The organism is Streptomyces sp. NPDC029292 (assembly GCF_055569295.1).
In genome coordinates, this window is record NZ_JBVHXR010000012.1 from 256,079 (window position 1) to 277,551 (window position 21,473).

At 70.8% G+C, this 21,473-nt stretch carries 17 protein-coding genes; 5 read left to right on the forward strand and 12 right to left on the reverse strand.

All coding sequences use genetic code 11. The features are described from left to right. Positions 1-94: 94 nt before the first annotated feature. Complete coding sequence (locus ACZ4WS_RS26260) at positions 95-1,030, reverse strand: LysR family transcriptional regulator (protein ID WP_467983928.1); 936 nt, start codon at positions 1,028-1,030, stop codon at positions 95-97. A 49-nt stretch (positions 1,031-1,079) separates the two neighbouring features. Here ACZ4WS_RS26260 and ACZ4WS_RS26265 point away from each other — a divergent pair, with 49 nt between their 5' ends. Further along, positions 1,080-1,670 (forward strand): RBBP9/YdeN family alpha/beta hydrolase, encoded by a 591-nt coding sequence (locus tag ACZ4WS_RS26265; protein ID WP_467983932.1) that lies wholly within the window; start codon positions 1,080-1,082, stop codon positions 1,668-1,670. Here ACZ4WS_RS26265 and ACZ4WS_RS26270 read toward each other — a convergent pair. From ACZ4WS_RS26270 to ACZ4WS_RS26285, 4 genes are all read right to left on the reverse strand, one after another. Next, positions 1,648-2,910, reverse strand: coding sequence for an MFS transporter (locus tag ACZ4WS_RS26270; RefSeq protein WP_467983935.1), 1,263 nt, complete (start codon positions 2,908-2,910; stop codon positions 1,648-1,650). The two genes, ACZ4WS_RS26265 and ACZ4WS_RS26270, sit on opposite strands and share 23 nt — an antisense overlap. Positions 2,911-3,015: 105 nt before the next feature. Then, positions 3,016-3,816 carry a sugar phosphate isomerase/epimerase family protein gene (locus tag ACZ4WS_RS26275; RefSeq protein WP_467983937.1) on the reverse strand — a complete coding sequence of 267 codons (801 nt, stop codon included), beginning with the start codon at positions 3,814-3,816 and terminating at the stop codon, positions 3,016-3,018. A gap of 17 nt (positions 3,817-3,833) precedes the next feature. Further along, a complete protein-coding gene (locus ACZ4WS_RS26280; RefSeq protein ID WP_467983940.1) occupies positions 3,834-4,766 on the reverse strand; it encodes a bifunctional helix-turn-helix transcriptional regulator/GNAT family N-acetyltransferase in 933 nt (310 codons plus the stop codon). Positions 4,767-5,027: 261 nt separating this feature from the next. Continuing rightward, positions 5,028-6,077 carry a LacI family DNA-binding transcriptional regulator gene (locus ACZ4WS_RS26285; protein WP_467983942.1) on the reverse strand — a complete coding sequence of 350 codons (1,050 nt, stop codon included), beginning with the start codon at positions 6,075-6,077 and terminating at the stop codon, positions 5,028-5,030. A 298-nt stretch (positions 6,078-6,375) separates the two neighbouring features. Between ACZ4WS_RS26285 and ACZ4WS_RS26290 the strand changes: the two genes are divergently transcribed. Genes ACZ4WS_RS26290 through ACZ4WS_RS26300 form a run of 3 tightly spaced genes read left to right on the forward strand, consistent with a single transcriptional unit; the run spans position 6,376 to position 9,499 of the window. Next, positions 6,376-7,527, forward strand: coding sequence for a Gfo/Idh/MocA family protein (locus ACZ4WS_RS26290; RefSeq protein WP_467983945.1), 1,152 nt, complete (start codon positions 6,376-6,378; stop codon positions 7,525-7,527). Then, the gene (locus tag ACZ4WS_RS26295; protein WP_467983947.1) at positions 7,524-8,675 is read left to right on the forward strand and encodes a dihydrodipicolinate synthase family protein; all 1,152 of its coding nucleotides are present in this window, start codon (positions 7,524-7,526) and stop codon (positions 8,673-8,675) included. Before ACZ4WS_RS26290 ends, ACZ4WS_RS26295 begins: the two co-directional genes overlap by 4 nt. After that, positions 8,672-9,499, forward strand: coding sequence for a sugar phosphate isomerase/epimerase family protein (locus ACZ4WS_RS26300; protein ID WP_467983949.1), 828 nt, complete (start codon positions 8,672-8,674; stop codon positions 9,497-9,499). Before ACZ4WS_RS26295 ends, ACZ4WS_RS26300 begins: the two co-directional genes overlap by 4 nt. An 11-nt stretch (positions 9,500-9,510) precedes the next feature. Here ACZ4WS_RS26300 and ACZ4WS_RS26305 read toward each other — a convergent pair whose 3' ends face one another. From ACZ4WS_RS26305 to ACZ4WS_RS26325, 5 genes are all read right to left on the reverse strand, one after another. Then, positions 9,511-10,671 carry a hypothetical protein gene (locus ACZ4WS_RS26305; protein WP_467983951.1) on the reverse strand — a complete coding sequence of 387 codons (1,161 nt, stop codon included), beginning with the start codon at positions 10,669-10,671 and terminating at the stop codon, positions 9,511-9,513. A 33-nt stretch (positions 10,672-10,704) separates the two neighbouring features. Beyond that, positions 10,705-11,655: a hypothetical protein gene (locus ACZ4WS_RS26310; RefSeq protein WP_467983953.1), complete on the reverse strand. Its 951-nt coding sequence runs from the start codon at positions 11,653-11,655 to the stop codon at positions 10,705-10,707. Positions 11,656-11,713: 58 nt separating this feature from the next. Next, a complete protein-coding gene (gene fxsT, locus ACZ4WS_RS26315; RefSeq protein WP_467983955.1) occupies positions 11,714-15,628 on the reverse strand; it encodes an FxSxx-COOH system tetratricopeptide repeat protein in 3,915 nt (1,304 codons plus the stop codon). After that, the gene (gene fsxC, locus ACZ4WS_RS26320) at positions 15,625-16,935 is read right to left on the reverse strand and encodes an FxsC protein (RefSeq protein ID WP_467983957.1); all 1,311 of its coding nucleotides are present in this window, start codon (positions 16,933-16,935) and stop codon (positions 15,625-15,627) included. Before fsxC ends, fxsT begins: the two co-directional genes overlap by 4 nt. A 267-nt stretch (positions 16,936-17,202) precedes the next feature. Then, complete coding sequence (locus tag ACZ4WS_RS26325; protein ID WP_467983959.1) at positions 17,203-18,363, reverse strand: FxsB family cyclophane-forming radical SAM/SPASM peptide maturase; 1,161 nt, start codon at positions 18,361-18,363, stop codon at positions 17,203-17,205. A 362-nt stretch (positions 18,364-18,725) separates the two neighbouring features. Between ACZ4WS_RS26325 and ACZ4WS_RS26330 the strand changes: the two genes are divergently transcribed. Next, positions 18,726-19,817, forward strand: coding sequence for a TIR domain-containing protein (locus ACZ4WS_RS26330; RefSeq protein WP_467983961.1), 1,092 nt, complete (start codon positions 18,726-18,728; stop codon positions 19,815-19,817). 211 nt (positions 19,818-20,028) lie between these two features. Here the strand turns inward: ACZ4WS_RS26330 and rbsD are convergent, their stop codons facing one another. Both rbsD and ACZ4WS_RS26340 read right to left on the reverse strand, forming a co-directional pair. Next, the gene (gene rbsD / locus ACZ4WS_RS26335; RefSeq protein WP_467983963.1) at positions 20,029-20,418 is read right to left on the reverse strand and encodes a D-ribose pyranase; all 390 of its coding nucleotides are present in this window, start codon (positions 20,416-20,418) and stop codon (positions 20,029-20,031) included. Next, positions 20,415-21,413, reverse strand: a complete 999-nt coding sequence (locus ACZ4WS_RS26340; protein WP_467983965.1) for a ribokinase — start codon at positions 21,411-21,413, stop codon at positions 20,415-20,417. The genes rbsD and ACZ4WS_RS26340 overlap by 4 nt, the downstream gene beginning before the upstream one ends. Between the last annotated feature and the right edge of the window lie 60 nt (positions 21,414-21,473).

Sequence of the window (21,473 nt, forward strand, 5' to 3'; positions counted from 1 at the left end):
GGAGTTCATGGGCGCCGTTGGGCCGCCCGTTTGTAGTTGCCAGTTGCCTTCAAGCGGGCGGCCCTGACAGTCGCTTCACGGGGGACCCGGGTGTTCAGGTGACCAACCCGGCGGCTGTGGAGCACAGTTGATCCCGTACGGCAGCCAGTACTGGATCCTGCTCCGACCCCGTCCGCACCGCCACGAACACGTTCCGCGACGCAGCCGTGCACTCGGTGGTCAGCAGGGCGAGCCGACGGTGGGCGTACAGGGGGCGGACCAGGCGCGGGATCAGCGCGACCCCCTGGCCCGCCTCGACGAGTGCCGCCAGCGCACCCCAGTCGTTCACCGCGTGCCGGATGTCCGGCGAGAAACCGGCCGCCGAGCAGACGGCCCGCGCGACCGCCCCGCAGCAGCTGCGGGCGTCGCCGACGATCCACGGGTCGGTGGCCAGCTCCCGCAGGGCTATGCGGTCGCGATCCGCCAGCCGATGGCCGGCCGGTACCGCGACGTCCAGGACGTCGGTGAGCAGGTCGACTCGGCTGTAGCGGCCGTCCGTGTGCGGTGGCGCCGCCGAGAAGTCCACGGCTACGGCGACGTCGACCTGGCCCGCGTCGAGGGCCGTGAACAGGTCCGGCGGTTCGGCCTCGACGACGTCGATACGGACGTGGGGGAGGCGGGAGGACAGCGAGCGGAGCGCATCCGGCAGCAGACCCAGGATCCCGCTGGAGAAGCACCCGATGGTGACCGAACCGCGCCCGCCCTCCGCGTACGCCGCCAAGTCGGCGCGCGCCCGCTCCAGTTGGGCCGCGATCAGATCGGCGTGGGCCAGCAGGACCCGTGCCTGTCCGGTCAGCCGTACGCCCCGCCCGTCGCGCTCCGTCAGGGGCGCGCCCACCTCGCGGGCGAGGGCCGCGATCTGCTGGGAGACCGCCGACGGCGTCAGGTGGAGGGCCTCCGCGGTCCTCGCCAGGCTGCCCCGACGCTGGAGTTCACGCAGGACGGTCAGGCGGCGCAGGTCGACTATGAAGGTCTCGCTTACCTGTTCCATCGCAAAAGATTAACTGGACCGAAGGCCGGTGATCGGAAACCATCGGTCCATGACCACACGCTCCTACCTCATCCTCCACGGCTGGCAGAACCACCGCCCGAAGGCCCACTGGCAGCACTGGCTGGCCGACCGGCTGAGCGAGCTCGGCCATCACGTCAGCTACCCGCAACTGCCCGACCCCGACTACCCCGACCTGGAGGTCTGGCTGGCGGAGCTGGTGCGCCACGTCGACGATCTCAGCGCTACCACCGAGCGCGTGATCGTCGCGCACAGCGCGTCCGCCGTGCTGTGGCTGCACGCCGTCGCACGCGGCGTGCCGGGCCTCGACGCCGTCGACCGGGTGCTGCTCGTGGCCCCGCCGTCCGCCTCCGTGCTCGTACGGCACCCGGAGGTCGCGGAATTCGCTCCGCCCCCGCTGGACTTCGCCCTGCCCGGGCCCACCCGGCTCGTCGCGGGCGACGACGATCCGTACTGCCCGGAAGGCGCGCGGACCGTCTTCGGTGACCCCCTGGGCATCCCCACCGAGATCCTCCCGGGGGCCGCCCACCTCGACCTGGACGCGGGCTACGGCTCCTGGCCCGCCGTACTGGACTGGTGCCTCGACGAGACGACGAAGTTCACTGCTCGTCCGGCGGCGTAGTCCACCGCTCGTCCGGCGGCGTAGCCCCGTCCCGCAGTTCGGGTGTCGTCGTGCCGACGAAGCCGACCGCGAGCAGGCACAGCAGGCCGCCGGTGACCAGGGCGGTCGCGCCGGAGGACCAGCCGGCGACCAGGCCGCCGCGCAGGTTGCCGAGGTTGGGTCCGGCCTGGCCGACGATCTGCTCGGCCGCCGTCACCCGGCCGAGCAGGGTGTCCGGGGTGCGGGTCTGCACGATGGTGCTGCGCGAGATCACGGAGGTGGTGTCGGCGGCCCCGGCCAGCACCAGCAGCCCAAGACCCGCCCACGGGTTCGACATCAGGCCGAAGAGGGCGAGCGCGAGCCCCCATGTGCCGGCGCCGCAGAGCATCACCGGACCCGGACGCCCGAGCCGCGTGACGGAACCGGACAGCGCGGACGCGGCGATGCCGCCGACGGCGAGGGCCGACAGGAACAGGCCGAGGGTGCGCGGGTCGCCGCCGAACCGCTCGGCGTTGATCAGGGGGAAGAGGCTGGCCGGCATCGACAGCACGGTCGCCGCCAGGTCGGTGATCAGCGCGCCGCGCACCACCCGGTGCCCGGCCAGGAAGCGGAGCCCGTCCAGCACGCCGTGCAGTCCGGCCCGCGACGGCTCGCCCTCGGGCGGCAGCGCGGGCAGCCCGAAGGCGCCGTAGAAGGAGAGTCCAAAGCTCAGGGCGTCGATCAGATAGCAGGTGCCGATGCCGACCCAGCCGAGCAGCAGGCCGCCGAGCGCGGGACCGACGAGCATCATCGTCTGGAAGAAGATCTGGTTGAGGGCGAGCCCGGCCGCGACCTGGTCCTTGGGCAGCAGCCGGGGCACGAACACGCCCGCCGCCGGGCCGCCCACCGCCCCGAAGCAGGACTGCGCGGCGACCAGCGCGAGTACGCCGGTGACCGGCACATGCCCGGTGAAGCCCTGTATGGCGAGCAGGAGTGAGCAGACCGCCTGGCCGACGGTGGCGAGGAGGAAGATGCGGCGCCGGTCGCCGCGGTCCACCCACGAACCGGCGAACAGCCCGACGACCATCATCGGCAGCGCCTGCGCCAGCCCCACCGCACCGGTCCAGACCGTGCTGTGCGTCAGGTCCCAGACCTGGTACATGACGGTGACCATGGTCATGAAGCCGCCCAGCACGGACACCGTCCGCCCGATCAGCAGCCGCCGGAAGACGGGCGAGGTGCGCAGGGGCCGTACGTCGATCAACGTACGGGTGAGGCTCATGAGGGCATGCCGGGGCGCGGCTCGGGCTGATACACGGCGGGGAGGTTAACCGCCCGACCGCAGGTGAGGCCAATGCATTACGGCGGGCCTACGGAGTAGGCGGGCCTAGGCGGAGTCGTTGAGCAGCCGCGCCAGGTGATCGCGTCCCGCCTGCAGCAGCCCGGGAAGCGGCGCGGCCCCCTCGTACCACCGCTTCTCGTACTCCCAGCACAGCCAGCCGTCCCAGCCCTCGCGGGAGAGCAGTTCCACGCACTCGGCGAGGGGCAGGACGCCCGCGCCGAGGGGGAGCGGGGTGGTGTCCTCGGCGGACGCGATGTCCTTCACCTGGACGTAGCCGAGGTACGGGGACAGCGCCGCGTATGTCGACGACGGCTGTTCACCGCCGAGCCAGGTGTGCATCACGTCCCACAGCGAGCCGACCTGGCGGTGGCCGACCAGGCCGAGGATCCTGATCGCGTCCGCTCCCGTGCGGTGCGAGTCGTGGGTCTCCAGCAGGATCCGTACGCCCAGGTCGGCGGCGTACTCCGCGGCCGTCCCGAGGCGCCGGGCCGCCGTCGCGTCGGCGTCCTCGGGGCTCTGGTCCGGGGCGGCGCCGGGGAAGACCCGTACGAAGGGGGCGCCCAAGTCCTTTGCCAGATCGAGCAGGTCACGGATCTCGGCGAGTACGGGGGCGTCGTCGCCCGGCGCGGCCACGCGCGCGTACCCCGCCAGGCCCAGGATCTCGACCCCGCCCGCCTTGAACTCCGCCACCGCGTCGGCCCGCTCGGCCTGGCCGATGCCGGGGTGCACCGGCTCCTCGGGGTGCGCGCGCAGTTCGATGCCGTGGTAGCCGTGCGTGGCGGCGAGCCGCACGACGTCGGGGAGGGGGAGTCCGGGCACGCCGAGGGTGGAGAAGGCCAGCTTCATGAGGCGGACATTACCTCTCACTCCCCACTGGCGTGCAGGTCCAGGCGCCAGTCCTGGCCGACGAGATCCGCGCCGAAGGAGCGGTGCGGTTTCTCGGAGACGAGGACGAAACCGTGCCGCTGGTAGATCTTGCGGGCGGCGGAGAGCACGTCGTTCGTCCACAGGACCAGCTCGCGGTAGCCGACGCCGCGGGCGAACCGGACGCAGGCGCCGACCAGCTGATCGCCGATGCCGAGGCCCCGCGCGTCCGGTTCGACGAGCAGGAGGCGCAGCCGGGCGGTGCCGGGGGCGTCGTCCCGTACGCACATCACGCACCCCACCGGCCGGCCGTCGAGCTCGGCGATCCACACCCGCTCCAGATGCGGGTCGTGATCCTCGGCGAAGTCGGCGACGACCCTCGCCACCAGGCCCTCGTAATCGGTGTTCCACCCGTACTCGGCCGCGTACAGCGCGGCGTTGCGCTGCACGATCCAGCCGAGGTCACCGGGCCCCGGCTCGCGCAGGACGACGTCCTCACGGCGCGGGGCCCGGCCGTCGCCCAGGATCGTCCGCACCGTACGCATCGCCTCCGCCAGCCGCGCCCGGTCGGCGGGGGTCACGGTGGCGAGCAGCGAGCCCACGGTTTCCCGCGCACGCTCGTCGAGCAGGTCGGCGGCGTCCTGGCCGCGCGCGGTGAGCGTGATGCGGCGGCGGCGCGGGTCGCTCTCGGACGGGGCGCGCTCGACCAGTCCGTCCTGCTCGAACTTGTTGAGGATGCGGCTCAAGTACCCGGAATCCAGGGAGAGTTCGGTGCGCAGGTCGGCGGCGTCGGTGTGTGGGGAGTGCGCGAGTTCATACAGCACGCGGGACTCGGTGAGGGTGTACGGGGCGTACAGGTGACGGCCGTAGTCCAGCGCGCCGATGACGTTCGTGTAGAAGCGGTTGAAGGAGCGGATGTCCTGGACGGTCATGATCGGCCCCGGATGGTCGGCTCTGGGCTGGGTGGTCGGTCCTGGCTGGTCGGGCCCGAATGGCTGACTCAGTCAGAGATGCCGTTGCTCCGAGGATAGAACGGACACCCGCGCACCGCCTACCCCTCGGCGGCCGGCCGGTAGACTCTTCGTCGTTCGGGCGGTTACGGCAAGAGAGACCGCGGGGCCGCGCGAAACTCATCGCCGCGGCACTGATCAAAATGCGAGTGGACCGGGTCGCGCATGTCCCGGGCCGTTGCCTCAGGCCCGCGGTGCCCCCGTAGACCCCCGCACCATCAACTCCCCCCGCACCGTGGCGATCCCGCCCGGCGGCGGCTCCTCCCGCCCCATCGCGATCCGCCCGGCGCGGGCGCCCGCGTCGGAGAGGGGGAGCCGGACCGTGGTGAGCGCGGGCACGGCGTCGATACTGAAGGGGAGATCGTCGAACCCGGCGACGGACACGTCGTCCGGGATGCGCAGCCCGGAGTCCCGCAGGGCGGCGCAGGCGCCGAGTGCGACGGTGTCGTTCGCGGCGACGACAGCGGTCAACTCCGGGTCGCGGCGCAGGAGTTCGAGCGTCGCCTCGTACCCCGAGCGACGGTCGTAACGCCCGTACACGGTGCGCCGCGGATCGTCCTCGATGCCGTGCGCGGCGAGCGCGGCACGGTGGCCCTCCAGCCGGTGCCGGGTCGTCGTCCGCTCCTCGGGCCCCGCGATGTAGCCCAGCCGCCGGTGTCCGAGTCCGATCAGATGCTCGGTGAGCTGCTGACCGCCCCCGCGGTTGTCGAAGGTGAGCGCGATCGCCTCGGCGGCCTGCGGCGCCGGCGGGCGCCCGCACAGGACGACCCGGGTCCCCGCGTCCGTCAGCCTGCGCAGCTTGGCCGCGACGGCCGCGGCGTGCGCGGTGTCCTCGACCGCGCCTCCGGTGAGGACGACCGCGGCGGCGCGCTGGCGCTGAAGGAGCGTGAGGTAGGTCAGCTCGCGCTCCGGGGAGCCGCCCGTGTTGCACACGACCCCCAGCCGCTCCCCGCCCGCACGCCCCCCGGGCCCCCCGATCTCCGACTGGATCGCGGCCGCCATGATCCCGAAGAAGGGGTCGGCGATGTCGTTGACGAGGATGCCGACGAGGTCGGAGGTGGCGGCGGCGAGTGAACTCGCCGGTCCGTTGAGTACGTAGTCCAGCTCGTCCACCGCGCGCAGCACCCGGTCACGCGTGGTGGCCGCGACCGGATAGTTCCCGTTCAGCACCCGGGACACGGTCGCGGGCGAGACCTGTGCACGCGCCGCCACGTCAGCCAGGGTCACGGTCATTTCGTCGTCCTCCGGTTGCGCATCTCGTCGTCGACCTCAAGGGCATCCAGTTGCCCGGCCCCGCATGTGGGTCCACAGGTGTGCAGTCGTATGCCCCCACGTGCTGGTCCATCCGACCGTGTCCACGCCCCCCGCGTCCAGCCGTCCGGACGATCGAACATCTCGTCACCCACATGGTCTTGTCCAATCGGCTGGACAGAGGCTAGCTTCTCAGAGGAATAGAAAGCGCTTGCTGTCACGCTCACCAGTTCTCCAGTGGGGGCGTACGCGGCGCGGACCCGCGTACGAAGGGAATGACGTGACACGCAAGACGGTGCGTATCGCCATGAACGGCGTGACGGGACGCATGGGCTACCGCCAGCACCTCGTCCGCTCGATCCTCGCCCTGCGCGACCAGGGCGGCCTCGACCTGGGCGACGGCACCGTGCTGTGGCCCGAGCCGGTCCTCGTCGGCCGCCGCGAGCACGCCCTGAAGGCGCTCGCCGAGCAGCACGGACTCGAGCACTGGTCGACGGACGTGGACGCGGTCCTCGCCGACCCGTCCATCGACATCTACTTCGACGCGCAGGTCACCTCCGCCCGCGAGGAGGCCATCAAGAAGGCCATCGACGCCGGCAAGCACATCTACACCGAGAAGCCGACCGCGACCGGTCTGGACGGCGCCCTGGAGCTGGCCCGCCTCGCCCACGACAAGGGCATCAAGCACGGCGTCGTCCAGGACAAGCTCTTCCTCCCCGGCCTGCTGAAGCTCAAGCGCCTCATCGACGGCGGCTTCTTCGGACGGATCCTGTCCATCCGCGGCGAGTTCGGATACTGGGTCTTCGAGGGCGACTGGCAGACCGCCCAGCGGCCCTCCTGGAACTACCGCGCCGAGGACGGCGGCGGCATCGTCGTCGACATGTTCCCGCACTGGGAGTACGTCCTGCACGAGCTGTTCGGACGCGTCACCTCCGTCCAGGCGCTCACCGCCACCCACATCCCGCAGCGCTGGGACGAGCAGGACAAGCCGTACGACGCGACCGCGGACGACGCCGCGTACGGCGTCTTCGAGCTGGAGGGCGGCGCCATCGCCCAGATCAACTCCTCCTGGGCCGTGCGCGTCAACCGCGACGAGCTGGTCGAGTTCCAGGTCGACGGGACGGAAGGCTCGGCCGTCGCCGGACTGCGCAACTGCCGTGTCCAGCACCGCAGTGCGACGCCCAAGCCGGTCTGGAACCCGGACATCCCGGCCACCTACTCCTTCCGCGACCAGTGGCAGGAGGTCCCGGACAACACCGAGTTCGACAACGGCTTCAAGGCCCAGTGGGAGCTGTTCCTCCGCCACGTCTACGCCGACGCGCCCTACCACTGGGACCTCCTCGCCGGCGCCCGCGGCGTCCAGCTCGCCGAACTCGGCCTCAAGTCCTCGGCCGAGGGTCGCCGTCTCGACGTACCGGAGATTTCCCTGTGACCATCCAACTCCCGGACGTGAACGGCCGGTTGACGGCGTATGAGCCGCGCACCGAACCCCTCGCCCTCGCCACCGGCGCGCCCTTCACCTCCCGTACGGTCTTCTCGGCCGCGCACGTCGTCGCCGACCCGTACGCGGACGTCTCACCCGACTCGCCCGCAGCCGTCGACTGGGACGCGACCCTCGCCTTCCGCCGCCACCTGTGGTCCCACGGGCTCGGCGTCGCCGAGGCGATGGACACCGCGCAGCGCGGGATGGGCCTGGACTGGGCGGGCGCGGCGGAGCTCATCCGCCGGTCCGCGGCCGAGGCGAAGGCCGTCGGCGGCCGTATCGCGTGTGGAGTGGGGACCGATCAGATCGCCTCCGGCTCTCTGCGGGAGGTCCGGGCCGCGTACGAGGAGCAACTCGCCCTCGTCGAGGAGTCGGGCGCGCAGGCGATCCTGATGGCCTCCCGGGCGCTGGCCGCGGCCGCTGCCGGGCCCGAGGACTACCTCGACGTGTACGGCCATCTTTTGCGCCAGGCCTCCGAGCCGGTGGTTCTGCACTGGCTGGGCCCGATGTTCGACCCGGCGCTGGAGGGCTACTGGGGCTCGTCGGACCTCGACGCCGCGACCGACACGTTCCTGGAGGTCATCGCCGCGCACCCCGACAAGGTCGACGGCATCAAGGTCTCCCTCCTGGACGCCCAGCGGGAGATCGACCTGCGCCGCCGGCTGCCCGACGGGGTGCGCTGCTACACGGGCGACGACTTCAACTACCCCGAGCTGATCGCGGGCGACGACCAGGGCTTCAGCCACGCCCTGCTGGGCATCTTCGACCCGCTGGGCCCGCTCGCGGCGGAGGCGGTCCGCGTCCTCGACACGGGTGACGTGAAGGGGTTCCGTGAACTCCTCGACCCCACCGTCGAGTTGTCCCGCCATCTCTTCCAGACGCCGACCCGCTTCTACAAGACGGGCGTGGTCTTCCTGGCCTGGCTGGCCGGGCACCAGGAACACTTCACCATGGTGGGCGGGCTGCAGTCGGCTCGCTCGCTCCCGCACTTCGCGCGCGCCTACGAACTGGCCGACGGCCTGGGCCTGTTCCCGGACCCGGCGCTGGCCCAGACACGCATGAAGACCCTGCTGGCCCTGTACGGAGTGACCCCATGAGCCTTGCCCGCTTCTCCATCAACCAGATGACGGTCAAGCAGCTGTCCATGCCCGAACTGGTCGACGCCTGCCTCGAATTGGGTGTCCCGGGCGTCGGCTTGTGGCGCGAACCCGTCCAGTCGTACGGCGTCGAGGCGACGGCCAAGCTCGTCCGGGACGCCGGTCTGTCGGTGACGACACTGTGCCGGGGCGGCTTCTTCACGGCGATCGACCCGGACGAGCGTGCGCGGGCCCTGGACGACAACCGGGCGGCGATCGACGAGGCGGCCACCCTCGGTACGGACACGCTGGTGCTGGTGTCGGGCGGTCTGCCGGAGGGCTCCAAGGACCTGCACGGCGCGCGGGAACGCATCGCCGACGCGCTGGGGGAGCTCGGCCCGTACGCCTCGGACAGGGGGGTGCGCCTGGCCATCGAACCGCTCCACCCCATGTACGCCGCGGACCGCTGCGTGGTCTCCACCCTTGCCCAGGCTCTTGACCTCGCGGAACGCTTTCCCGCGGAGCAAGTGGGTGTCACGGTCGACACGTACCACATCTGGTGGGATGACCAGGCCCCCGCGCAGATCGCCCGCGCCGGTGCCTCGGGCCGCATTCACACCTTCCAACTCGCCGACTGGACCACCCCGTTGCCCGAGGGCGTCCTCAACGGCCGCGGCCAGATCGGCGACGGCTCCATCGACATGCGGGAGTGGCGCTCGTACGTCGAGGCGGCGGGCTACTCCGGCCCCATCGAGGTCGAACTGTTCAACGACGCGCTGTGGGCCCGGGACGGCCGGGAGGTGCTGGCCGAGACGGCGGCACGCTTCCTGGAGCACGCGGCCTGACGTTCGGGGCCCTAGGCGGAGGCGCCGGGCACGGGTGACTCCTCGCCCGTGCCCGGCGCGGCCGACATGCTCCGCTCGGGTGCCCCGCTCTTCCGTACACGGCTCAGCAGGCCGTTGGACGCCAGGTGCAGCACGTTCACGGTCAGGATCGCCGGTGCGACGATCGCCACCGCCCGGGGCAGCCGGGGTTCCAGCAGCAGCGCGAGGATGATGGCCGTGATGCCGTTCTGCTGGCTGAGGCACAGGGACGCGCGGTCGCGGTGCGAGAAGCCGACCGACACCGCCGCGCCGACGAGGATCTGCGCGGTGAAGGTGGCGAGCCCGAGCACGGCACCGACGGCGAAGTCGGCGCCCTGGGCCAGCAGTACGCCCAGCAGGAAGGTGGCCACCAGCAGGGCCGCGCCGGTCGCCCGCCCCAGCAGGCGGCCCAGCGCGGGCCGGAAGAACAGGGCCGACAGCGCGAGCCCGAGCATCAGGAACTGCCATGCGGCCACGGCGAGCAGCGCCACCAGGGCGACGATCTGCATCGCCCTGCGGGTCCCGCCGACCGGAGCGTCGGCCGGACCGCGCCGCCGCACCGCGAGCCAGACGAGCGCCGCCGCCACCAGGAGCGCGAGATTGCCGACGAGGGTCGCCGCATATGTCTTGGTGTCCGCGGCGATACCGCCGGTGCCCTGCAGAACCATCGAGCTCAGGATCACCACGAGGACGGTCGTCACCGGGTCGTCGAAGGAGGCCCAGGCCGCCAGCAGTGACTTCGCCCGCGGCGACATGCCACGGCTCTCCAGCATCGCGGACACCGACAGCGGATCGATCTGCGCCATGGCGACCGCGAGGACGAGATATTGGGGGTCGCCCGGGAAGGCCAGCGCCAGGACGCCCGCGATGAACGCGGCCTTGACGAGCACGCCGAACGTGATCGCGACGACGATCCGGTACACGTCGCCGCGCGCCTGCGGCCGGGAGATCCCGCCGGCACTGCCGTACAGCCCGACCGCCAGCAGCGCGGACGTCAGCCATCCGTAGAACCCGCCACCGGCCCGGATGTCGAGCCTCGTCCACGCGCCGACCAGGCAGCCCGCGCCGGCCACGGCGACGGGCAGCAGGAGGGGCAGGAAGAGCGCTTCCAGCAGGGCGTACGGCCGTCCGGAACGGCCCGTTCGAGAAAGCACGCCCACGTCCTCTCGGCCGGCCGCGGCGCCGGGTCAGTCGTCGGTCAGTTCCTGCCTCAGCCGTACGATGCGGTGGTCCGCCTCGGTCACCCGCGACTGGTCGAGCGTCACCCCCACGAGGAACCGCCCGTCGGGCAGGGCGTGGAAGTACACGGCGCCCTGCTCCACGTCGAGGACCACCTGGAGCACCTCTCCCCGCAGGATCGCGCGCAGGGACATGTTCATCCGGCGGGTCACGCCGGGCAGCAGCTGGCCCATTCTGCCGTATTTGTCCCGCCGCTGATCCGCGGTCCGCACCCGGAAGAAGTCACTGAGCGCCGGGTGGTTGAAAATGTCGGCGGTGCACACGGACGTCGGGTCGGTGTAGTAGGCGATGTAGTGCAGCCCGTTCACATCGAGTGCCGCCCGCAGCGTCCCCTCGGCTTCGGCCGGTATGCGGCCGTCGTCCGTCAGTTCCCCGAAGGCGTAGGAGCCGGCGTCGCCTTCCGGGCCGCGCTCGGCCGCGGGGTCGGCGGGCGCCGCGAACGCGTCGGGGGCCGGTTTCTCCACCCACACTTCGTCGTTGAACCAGGCGCCGTAGTTCAACGGGCTGTAACGCACGGCCGACCTGAGGCCGTTGACGCACTCGGCCATCCTGGTGTCCAACTCATTGAGCCGGTCCATGGCCGACGTGGCACCGTAAAGATGGAATCCCGGCTCGACCAGGTAATAGAGCACCGCGCCCGTCGGGACGCGCAACACGGTGCGAATAAGTGCGCCGGTGCGCAACTCGGCGAAATCGGGTTCGAGTTCTTCAAGAATGTAAAAGAGCTGCCGCCCGGCGCGCTCATGGGTGCGTGACGTCGTCGAAATCCCGGATTCGTCCGAGCCCGGTGGCGCATTGGCGTCGAGCACGACTTTGGGGGTGTCGCGATCGTAGAGCACCAGATGCGCCAGGCCCTGCGCATGCAGCAACTGACGCAGCCGTGACGCTAGTTCGTTCATTTGTGGAGCCTCCCCGTCCGGATAACGCACAGTGGCTGCCGCGGTGGCGCCCGAGGGGTCAGACATCCTGTACCTCCAGGTCCGCGCCGATCCTGCGATACGGCTCGGCCAGCAGCGCAGCCGCGAGCCGATGCCCTTCGGGGAAACATCCGGAGACCTTGCGCAGGAGGTTTGCCCGCAAGCCGGTGGTGTCATCCGCGCGCGAGTCCACGAGGTTCGCCAGGGCCGTCAGAGTGACCGGATGGTCCTCTCCCCAGGCCGAGGGCTGCCGGCAGTTCTCGTAGATCCCGTTGTCCTCCGAGTCCCGCGAGCCGGTTTCCACTCCCTTGGCGTCCAGGCAGTTGTTCAGGTTCATGCGAGCGACCAGCGTGTAGCGGTGCTCGGGGCCCAGCGCCGCCCGGAGTTCGTAGTCCGCCGTCCGCGCCTGCTCGAGCGCGTCGTCCACCTCCCCGATCCCCAGCAGGTACAGCGCCCGATTGCTGCGGCAGATGCTGGTGAAGGGGTGCTTGGGGCCGAACACCTCGACGTAGCGCTCGAAGACCACCCGCGTGCGGTCCGCCGCGTCGTCCGTCCGCCCGGCCGCGTGCAGACCGATCGCGATGGACAACTCGCAGGACATGGTGCGCGGATGGCGGTCGCCCCACTGGTTCTCGAAGCCCACGTACGCGTCCTGCAGCCGCTTCAGTCCCTGCTGCGCCTCGCCGGCGCGCACCATGGTCATGCCCAGGCTGGCCAGCGCACCGAGGTAGTAGTGGGAGTCCGGCCCCACCAGGTCGAGGAACCGCAGCGAGGCCTGGATGAGATACCTCTCGGAGGAGTTGAGATCTCCCATTTCCCTGAAGTACGTGCCGAGAGCGGCGTACGAGACCCAGGGCCGGTGGTCGTCCGCGCCGAACAGCCGCTTACGGGCCTCGTAGGTGGCCCGGTCCTGGTCCACGGCGGCCTCGACCGTCTCCGCGTAGAACCGGGACAGCGCAAGGTTGTTCGAGGCGTCGAGCGTGCCGTTGTGCTCCCGGCCGATCACCCTGACCAGCCCCGAGTAGGTCCGCTTGTCCTCGTCGAAGGCCTCCTGGAACCGGCCGGTGGCCCGCAGGTCGGCGGCGTAGCCGCGCGCCGCCAGCAGCGTGTAGGGGTCGTGGCTGTCGCGCTCGCGCTGGATCCGTACCGCATGGCTGGACAGTTCCAGGGCGCACTTGTACTGGCCCAGCATCCGGCAGGCCGCGGCGACCTGCGACTCCATGCGCAGCACCATGGTGTCCTCGGGGCCGAGTGCCTCCCGCCAGCCGTCGAGGACGCGCTCGCCCAGCTTCCGTGCCGCGGGCCACTGTCCCGAGGTCCAGCGGTAGTAGACCTGGCTCACCAGCCAGCGGTGCACCTCCGGGTCGGAGCTCTCCAGCGCGCCGGACGCGAGCACATGCCGGTCGAGTTCGGCGAAGGCGCCCCGGTGCCGCTGCTCGTGCCGCCACAGGTCCAACGGCACCAGCGAGGCCAGCACGCCCAGGACCTCGGCGCGGGTGCGCTCCCGTTCCTCCGGGGTCAGCCAGCCGCGGACCAGGTCCTGCACGACCCGGTGCACCTTCAGCCTGCGCGCCTTCTGGTCCACCCCGGCCAGTTCCTGCTCGACGAGCCGGTTCACCACGTTGCCCTGCCGCAGTGAGTCCCGCAGCCTGCCGTCCAGTTGGGAGAGCAGGTCCACCATCGCGGGCGACTCGATGATGTGCATGCCGACGCCGTCCGGCGACAGGAAGGAGCACAACTCCAGCAGCCTGGCGGCGGCCGCGGACTGTGCCTTCAGCTTGGTGTAGGCCAGCCGGTAGACCGCGTCGACCGACTGGTACTCCGGCAGGACCTCGTCCCGGGAGGCCGCCTCGCCGCTGTTGAGGAGGGCGATGTAGTCGTCGATCCGCCGGGGGTACGCGCGCAGCTGGGCCACCGCCGCCTGCAGCAGCAGCGGCAGGTCTCCCACCTGATCCGCGAGCCGGTCCAGCGCGCTGTCGCTCGCCCCCGAGATGCCCCTGCTGAGCAGCTGCAGACTCTCCTCGCGGGTGAACTCCTTCACCTGCTGGGGGTCGTATTCGGCGGGCCACTGCGAGTTGATCGACGTGATCAGGACGTGCCCCGTGCCGGCGCCCGGCAGATACGGCTCGACGGTCTGGTTGTTCTCCGCCCCGTCGAAGACGAGCAGCCAGCGCGAGCAGTGCCGCCCCAGCCGCAGATCCTCCAGCAGGGCCCGCAGGTCGTCACCGGACCGTACGTCGCCGGAGGCCGCGTTGATCGCCTGGGCGAGATCCCTGAGCGAGGCCTGGATGCTGTCCGGGCTCGTCGCCGGAATCCACCACACCAGGTCGTACTGGGACGCGAAGCGATGCGCGTACTCCAGCGCCACCTGGCGTTTGCCGGCGCCCTTCATGCCCCACAGGACGCGCGGTGCCGAGTAGGCGCCCGTCGCGAAGCCGAACCCCTGCCGCAGCGACTCCAGCTGCCGGACCCGTCCGATGAAGCGGGCGTTGCGCATGGGCAGGGACCACACGTCCGGCTGTCGGCCGGGGAAGCGCGGGCCGTACGAGGGAGTGAAGCGCCCGGCGTCGCCGTCGCCCCGGCTGAAGCGGGACAGCAGGGCCCGATGCGCCGCCCGCTCGTTGAGCCCCGCGAGGTTGGCGGCGTCCGGCCAGTCGAAGTGCGCGCCGAGCCGGGCCGTGCTCACCCGCAGGCCCACGATCTTCTGCTTGCGGGCGCTGCCGACGGGCGCTCCCACCGAGAGGCGCTCGACCATCCGTCCCGCGGGGGATCCCTGGAGGTGCGGGGAGAGCAGGGCGAGGACGTAGTCGGAGTCGGGCAGGGAGTCCAGGGGCTTGTCGTCCGCCTGCGGCTGCACCACCACCTCGACGCCGGCGGGCTTGAGCTGCTCGCCGATCCAGTCGGCCCACATCTGGTCGTCGGGAGCGTTCAGTATCGTCACGGTCAGCGGCTCGGTGGACCGTTCGACCTGGAACTTCCAGTCCTCGTACTCGGCCCTGAGCTCGTCCGGCACCGGTTCGAAGCAGTCGACGGCGCCGTCGGTGATCCGCTTGGCGGCCCTCACGTACCCCGCGAGCAAGGTGTGGGAATGCCGGGGGTTCTCGACCATCACCGCGAGTTCCTCGCCGTAGGCGAAGTACGCCCGGTAGGGGATCTGCACCTCGCCCCAGTAGGCGTCGAGCGTGTCCTCGCCGGTGATGTCCAGGAACGGGTCGAGGGCGGTGCGGGCGTCCGCGATGGTGCGGTCGAGTCGCAGTTTCTCGGAGGTGTCGATGCGCATCGGCACCACGTGCAGCTCGATGGGTCGGTGATGGGCCCTGATGCGCTGGGCGATCTGCCGGGCGCCGTCGATCGCCTGCCGGTTCATGGCGAGGCCGATGACGACGGCGTCGGGCAGGGCGAGCGTGCAGATTCCCGCGCCTTCGGACAGTCCGGTGCGGCTGTCGATGAGGACGTAGTCGTAGTTGCTGCCCTGCATCCGGGACCGCAGCGCCGCCAGGAACTCCTTGCCGTCGTCGCTGGTCTGGAACTGGCCCCAGTCGAAGTCGTGCAGCCGGTTGGCGTAGCCCTCGTCCATGCGGCCGGGAGCGATGTAGTGGAGACGGCCGCCCCGCGGGAAGGGGTGGCGGATGTCGACGAGATAGCGATCGAGGTTGGTGTGGTCCTCGTGCAGCCCGCGCAGATCCTCCGACAGCAGCTCGTCGCTGTTCGCGGCCTCGGCGAAGGCGTTGAACATGTCCAGGACCCCGGCGCCGTAGCTCATGTCGGAGACCGGAAGGTACTTGGCGTAGTAGAGATGCAGCCCGGGAGCCTCCAGGTCCCAGTCCACGACGAGGACCGACTTCCCCCTGCTGGCCATGATCCAGGCGATGTTCGCCAGGGCCATGGTGCGTCCCGCGCCCCCCTTGTAGGAATAGAACGAGATGATCCTCGCCGGACGACTGGTCGTACTCATCCCCCGCCCCATGATTCTCTGGGTGTCCCGCTGAATAAGGGGGGCCAGGGCCCCCGCCCGCGTTTGAGCCAGCCGGCGCGCTCGTGCCGTCTGCGGATGAGCCGCTCCGCGGAACTCTCCAGGGGCAGCTCACCCGCTCTGTCCCAGGGAGGGTCTTCCGCCATCGGGTCGGTGAAGGAATCGGCCATCACCGCGGCCACGGTGTGCGTGAGCGATTCCGGCGACCCGACCTCGTGGTGCGAGGCGCCCAGCACCCGCGCCGGGGTCCGCGACAGCGCCTCGCGCAGCCGGGAGGCGGCGAGCCGGCTCTCCTCGTCCAGCCGCGGAAGCACCACGACGACGGCCGCGACGCGCGCCCTCGAGCGTGCCAACTGCTCCCACAGCGCCGGAAAGGAGGCGTCGCCCGTCATCCACGGATCGACCAGCACCAGGACGACGGCGGGTTCGCCGCCACCCGGAACATGACCCGAAAGAGGACCTGGCCGACCTCCGTCCAGGGTGACGACGGTCAGGCGGTCGACACCGCAGGCGTGCGCCGCCCAGGCGGCGGTGGCGGCGGCCGGCTCGTCGCTGTACGGACGAAAGGGCCGCCACTCCTCGGCGGTCTCCCCGTAGGCGTCGACGGACTCGCGCAGGCGTTCCATACGGGACCTGGTGCCGGCGACCAGTACCAGCAGGACGCGCCGCTCACCGGTCCGCCGCTCCGCGGCCCGGGGCGCGGGCCGGTCCGCGCGCTGCTCCTGCGCCGGAACCCGGGCAGGGCCGAAGTACGGCTCCACCGTGCGGCTTTCGGCCTCGGCCATGGCGGGCAGCGGGGTCTTCGCGGCGCGCATCAGACGCTCGGCGACACGCCGGACCAGCAGGCGGTAGCGGTCCCAGGCGCTCGGATCCCGCTGCAGGCCCAGCACTCCCGGGCCTTGGTATCCCTGCCCGAAGTCGTCAAGGAGCTGACCGGTGTTCGCCACGGTTCTGGGCAGCACGAGGGACTCGGCCCGCCACAGCACGCCGATCAGGGAATCGGCCGGCTCTCCCGTCAGCCACAGCCGGCGGTCCATCCGCTCGCGGAAGACGGACCACTCCCTGCCGCACTGGGCGTCGTCCAGATAGTCGGCCGAGTAGAGCACCAGCAGGGAACGGCAGGTGAGGACCGCGGGATCCGGTCCGGGTGCGGGTTCAGCGTGCTTCAGCCGGCCCTCGGCCGAGGGGTGGCGGCCCAGCACGCTGTAGATCTCGGTCTGGACATCGAAGTGGAACCGCTGGACCGGTCCTCTGTCGCCGGTCGAACTGGCATAACTGGTGTAGAACAACGGCCCCACAGCAACCCCCCAAGGGACCAGCCTCCCGAACGACGACGGTCTGTCTCTGCCCCATTGGCCCACATCGGCGTCGGCGCGCTCATTGGTCTGTCCGAGCTTGCGCAACGGTGCCAATTCGGGTCTATCATAGGCAATTTTGCCCTGTGTGAGACTGCTTTGAAACCGCCACATCTTCGCGGGTCCCTCTGAAGTTGCGCGAAATTCCGGATATTTGTGCTGATCGGGGCGCTGATTTCGGGCGTGTGTTCCACGGTCTCTTCATGGGCACAGTCGACCCCGGATGTGCCGGATGAGCAGAGAGAGGTCCCGACAGTACACCGAGGGATTGTCGAAACCCCGTCCCCGCCCGAAGCGGTGAGCACGGAGTCCGCCGCCACAGACGTTGACCAAGGGACACCCGCGACAGGTGTGGCACAGCGAGCCGACGCCGTGTTCCGGGGCTTCGGGCAGCGCGAGCACGGCGTCCAGGGAATGGCTGAATACGTTCGCCCCGGTGTGCGCGGCCCCGTCCGCCACGGCGTTGAGGGACTCCGTCCATACGACGGCTCCGTCCGTCTCGACCACCACGACCGCGGCGGGCACGGTGCCGAGCAGCTCGGTGCTGCTGCCCGTCCCGTACCGGCACAGGGCGACGATCGACTCGAAGAGCCGCACCCGCACGGGACGGCCGGTCTGCCACCACCGGTCGAAGACCTCGGTCAGCCAGACGCCGTACGGCGCTCCCGGGCCGTCCGTGCCGGGCGGCGGGAGGTCCCAAGTCCCGTGCGGCAGAAGGAAGTCGACGGCCGGCGGGTGGTGGGCCGCGAGGGCGTCGTACGTCCGCACCGGATCATTGGCCGGGTCCACCGTGCACAGCAGGCCGCCGTACAGCCCGCGGTAGCGGGGGGAGCCGAGCCGGGCGAGGGCCTCGGCCACCCGTGCGTGGCTGCCCGTCCGCGCACCGCCGCCCTTTCCACGCCGGCCCCGGTGGCGGTTCTGGGCCTCCTCGTCACCGTCGAGGCTGATCCCGACCTGCACATCGTGGTGCAGCAGGACGTCCAGCATGGCGTCGGTGAGCAGGGTGCCGTTGGTCTGGACGGCAAGGTGCGTCTCGGCGCCCGCCGCGCCGAGGGCCCGGCGGACCGACGCGGCGAAGCCGGCGATCACTTCCGCGCCGGCGAGGAGTGGTTCGCCGCCGTGCAGGATCACCCTGACCTGGCGCAGCCCGTGACGGCGTACATGCTCCTCGATCCGCTCCACCACGCGGTCACGGACCGCCGCGGGCATGGTCCGCGGGCGCCCTCGCCACCCGGTGTCCTGCAATTCGTAGACGTAGCAGTAGTCACACGCGAGATTGCATCTGCTGTGCAGCTTGACGATGAATTGGTCGAATGCCGTCAGTGTGGTTCTGCCGTCGGATGTCACGGAAATCCGAGGCATTGGCCAATGCTGGGAAGGCGGTGCCGATTCGCCGAAAGTCGGTCCCTGATACCTGTTCCACAGGTCGTCGGTTGACGTAGTGTCAGTACGGGTCCGAACGGATGGATGTGGCGTGTTCGGGATCGCTGTCCGATGGAGTGCTGCCTGATGGTTCCACAACCGCTCCACCCCTGCCCCCGTTCGCCCCGAGGGGGTCGGCGCATCCCCGGGCCGGAGTGCTCGGCCGCATGGCGATGAGAGGTCCCCCCGCCTACCGTACGCAGCGCGATTCATGTGCGGTGAGGCATCAACTGGCCAACGTTCGCGGCTTTTCGGCGTCATCGAGGACGCCGATGGGCAAGGGGAAGTGAAGGGGGTTGCCCATGGCGAACCACTTCGTCACGAGTTTCGCCGCCGCGGAAAACCTTTGGTACGTGAGGCGATTCCATCAGGATCTGGCCCAGGAGGTGGGCAGGCAGCGGGGGCTCCCCGTCAGCGCCGAGATGTGCGACGACAAGGTGCCGGCCGACGTCCGCCGCTCGCTCGTCGCCGAGGCCGGTGTCCTGGTCGCCCTCTGTTCCCCGAAGTACTACGCGGACGGCGGTTGCGGCAGGGACTGGGCCCTCTTCCAACACCGCCTGAACCGCGTCCCTTTGCAGTGGCGCCCCCTCGCCGGCCCGAAAATGCGTGTGCTGGTCCGGTGGCAGCCGGTGGAATCCCTCCCGCCCGGCCTGCCCAGAGCCCCCATGATCAGCACCGATGTGGTGGCCGAGTACTCCGAGAGCGGGCTGTTCGGGCTCGTGTGGAATCTGGGCCCCGAATCGGAGCAGTACGCCAAGGTCGTGGACGAGATCGCGCGCTCCGTCTGCAGGGGATACACGGCCTACCTTCCCCCGTTGCCCAAGGACGACCGGCCCGACCTGGAACCCGCGTTTCCGCGGGCCGCCGAGCCGAGGACGGCGAAGGTTCCGAAGCCGAGGAGTTCCGCGCCCGGGGAACGGTGGCAGCCGCGGGTGTTCATCTCCTACGCGCACGACGAGGACGATCCCGCCCACAAGCGGCGGGCGGCCTCCCTGGCGGATCTGCTGCGCAACGGGGGCGCCGACGTGCGACTGGACCAGGAAGCGGCCAGCGAGCCGCAGATCTGGACGCGGTGGATGCAGCGCCAGTGCCAGAAGGCGGACTTCATCATCATGGTCGCGTCACAGGCGTACAAGCGCCGGTTCGAGCACACAGAGGCACCGGGCAAGGGCGAGGGGGTGAGCTGGGAAGGGAGTTACCTCTCGGACTACGTGCACGGCCATCCCACGACGTGGCACCGACGCCTCCTGCGCGTGGTCTTCCCCGAACACAGCGTGAACGATCTTCCCTACTTCCCCGGAAGCGGCTCCGCCACCTACTACAAGATCGACCCCATCACGGGAGCCGGCGACCTGGAGACCCTCCTGGCCTACATCATGCGCAGACCGGCCTGAGGACTCGACCTCCCGATCTCCCGCCCCCCGAAACCCCCGAAAAGAATCTCAGAAGACCGTGCAACCCTTCCCGCACTCCGTGGGTCGTACTTGGCATCAGGACTTCTGGAGGGGGATCTGGGGGGATCGCGGGGTTCTGATACGGAGGGGAAACCCGAGGGGGCCCGGTCCATGGACCGGGCCCCCTCGAAGTTGTTTGGCCCGGTCGAGGTCAGAAGAACACCCCGCAGCGCAGCAGCACATTCGCGTACGGCCGGGCCTCCCCGGTGCGTACGACCAGACGCGCGTCCGCCGACAGCTCCTTGAGGCGCTCGTGCGGGACCAGTGTCAGCCCGGGGAAGTGCCCGTCCAGCAGCGCCGACGCGGCCGGGTTCGCGTCGCGGACCTCGGTCGCCGCCGTGGCGCCCTCCACCACGAGCTCGTCCAGCAGGCCGTCCAGCACCTCCGCGAAGGACGGCACCCCGGCCCGGAAGGCCAGGTCCACCACGCGCGGGCCCGCCGGTATCGGCATGCCCGCGTCGCACACCAGGACCTCGTGCCCATGGCCCAACTCGGCGAGCGCGCCCGCGAGATGGCGGTTCAGGATTCCGGCTCTCCTCACCGGGACTCACCTCGCCAGGGCTCTCCGGCCAACTCTCCCGAGCTGCTTTTCCGGCCGGGGGTCCGGGGGTTGTCCCCCGGGATGGCACAGCACAGGGACGCGACCTCTTCGGCGGTGGGGAAGGACACCTGCGCGCCGGGCCGCGTGACGGCGGCGGCCCCGACCCGGGCGGCGTACCCGGCGGCGTCGGTCAGCGGCTCACCGCACCCCAGCCGCCAGGCCAGCGCCGCCGTGAACGCGTCGCCCGCCCCCGTGGTGTCCACGGCCTCGACCTTCACCGACTCCACCCGGACGACGCCCTCCGCGGAAGCCACCAGCGCGCCCTGGGCGCCCATCGTGATGACCACCGAGCGCGGGCCGAGGGCGAGCAGGGCCGCCGCCCACTCCTCGGGGGAGTCGCCCAGAGCCGTACCCGTACCGGCGATCACCCGCGCCTCGTGCTCGTTCACGATCAGCGGGTCGCAGGCCGCGAGGACCTCGGCGGGAAGAGCGCGCGGCGGTGAGGGATTCAGTACGAAACGGCCGCCGGGAGCGAGATTCCGTACGACCTCCACGACCGTCTCCAACGGGATCTCCAGCTGTGCCGAGACCACCCGGGAGGCCTGGAAGAGGCTCCCGGCCGCGCGGACGTCCTCGGGGGTCAGCCGCCCGTTCGCGCCGGGCGAGACCACGATGCTGTTGTCCCCGGACGGGTCCACCGTGATCAGCGCGACCCCGGTGGGCGCACCGCCGACCAGCACGCCCACGGTGTCGACGCCGGCCTCCCGCTGCGCGTCGAGCAGCAGCCGCCCGTTGGCGTCGTCGCCGACCCGGGCCAGCAGGGCCGTACGGGCTCCGAGGCGGGCGGCGGCGACCGCCTGGTTGGCGCCCTTGCCGCCCGGGTGGACGGCGAGGTCGGTGCCGAGCACCGTCTCTCCGGCCGCGGGCCGCCGCTCGACCCCGATCACCAGGTCGGCGTTGGCCGATCCCACGACCAGCAGGTCGTAGTCGTACATGAACCGTCTCCCTAAAACAGATCGGTCGAGCGGCCGGACAGGCATGCTGTCCGGCCGCTC

Coding starts and splice junctions, on each gene's coding strand:
- ACZ4WS_RS26330 (WP_467983961.1), top strand. CDS start 18,726: ATGGCGAACCACTTCGTCACGAGTTTCGCCGCCGCGGAAAACCTTTGG.
- ACZ4WS_RS26265 (WP_467983932.1), top strand. CDS start 1,080: ATGACCACACGCTCCTACCTCATCCTCCACGGCTGGCAGAACCACCGC.
- ACZ4WS_RS26340 (WP_467983965.1), bottom strand. CDS start 21,413: ATGTACGACTACGACCTGCTGGTCGTGGGATCGGCCAACGCCGACCTG.
- ACZ4WS_RS26270 (WP_467983935.1), bottom strand. CDS start 2,910: ATGAGCCTCACCCGTACGTTGATCGACGTACGGCCCCTGCGCACCTCG.
- ACZ4WS_RS26280 (WP_467983940.1), bottom strand. CDS start 4,766: ATGACCGTCCAGGACATCCGCTCCTTCAACCGCTTCTACACGAACGTC.
- ACZ4WS_RS26260 (WP_467983928.1), bottom strand. CDS start 1,030: ATGGAACAGGTAAGCGAGACCTTCATAGTCGACCTGCGCCGCCTGACC.
- ACZ4WS_RS26285 (WP_467983942.1), bottom strand. CDS start 6,077: ATGACCGTGACCCTGGCTGACGTGGCGGCGCGTGCACAGGTCTCGCCC.
- ACZ4WS_RS26275 (WP_467983937.1), bottom strand. CDS start 3,816: ATGAAGCTGGCCTTCTCCACCCTCGGCGTGCCCGGACTCCCCCTCCCC.
- fxsT (WP_467983955.1), bottom strand. CDS start 15,628: ATGAGTACGACCAGTCGTCCGGCGAGGATCATCTCGTTCTATTCCTAC.
- ACZ4WS_RS26325 (WP_467983959.1), bottom strand. CDS start 18,363: ATGCCTCGGATTTCCGTGACATCCGACGGCAGAACCACACTGACGGCA.
- ACZ4WS_RS26310 (WP_467983953.1), bottom strand. CDS start 11,655: ATGAACGAACTAGCGTCACGGCTGCGTCAGTTGCTGCATGCGCAGGGC.
- ACZ4WS_RS26300 (WP_467983949.1), top strand. CDS start 8,672: ATGAGCCTTGCCCGCTTCTCCATCAACCAGATGACGGTCAAGCAGCTG.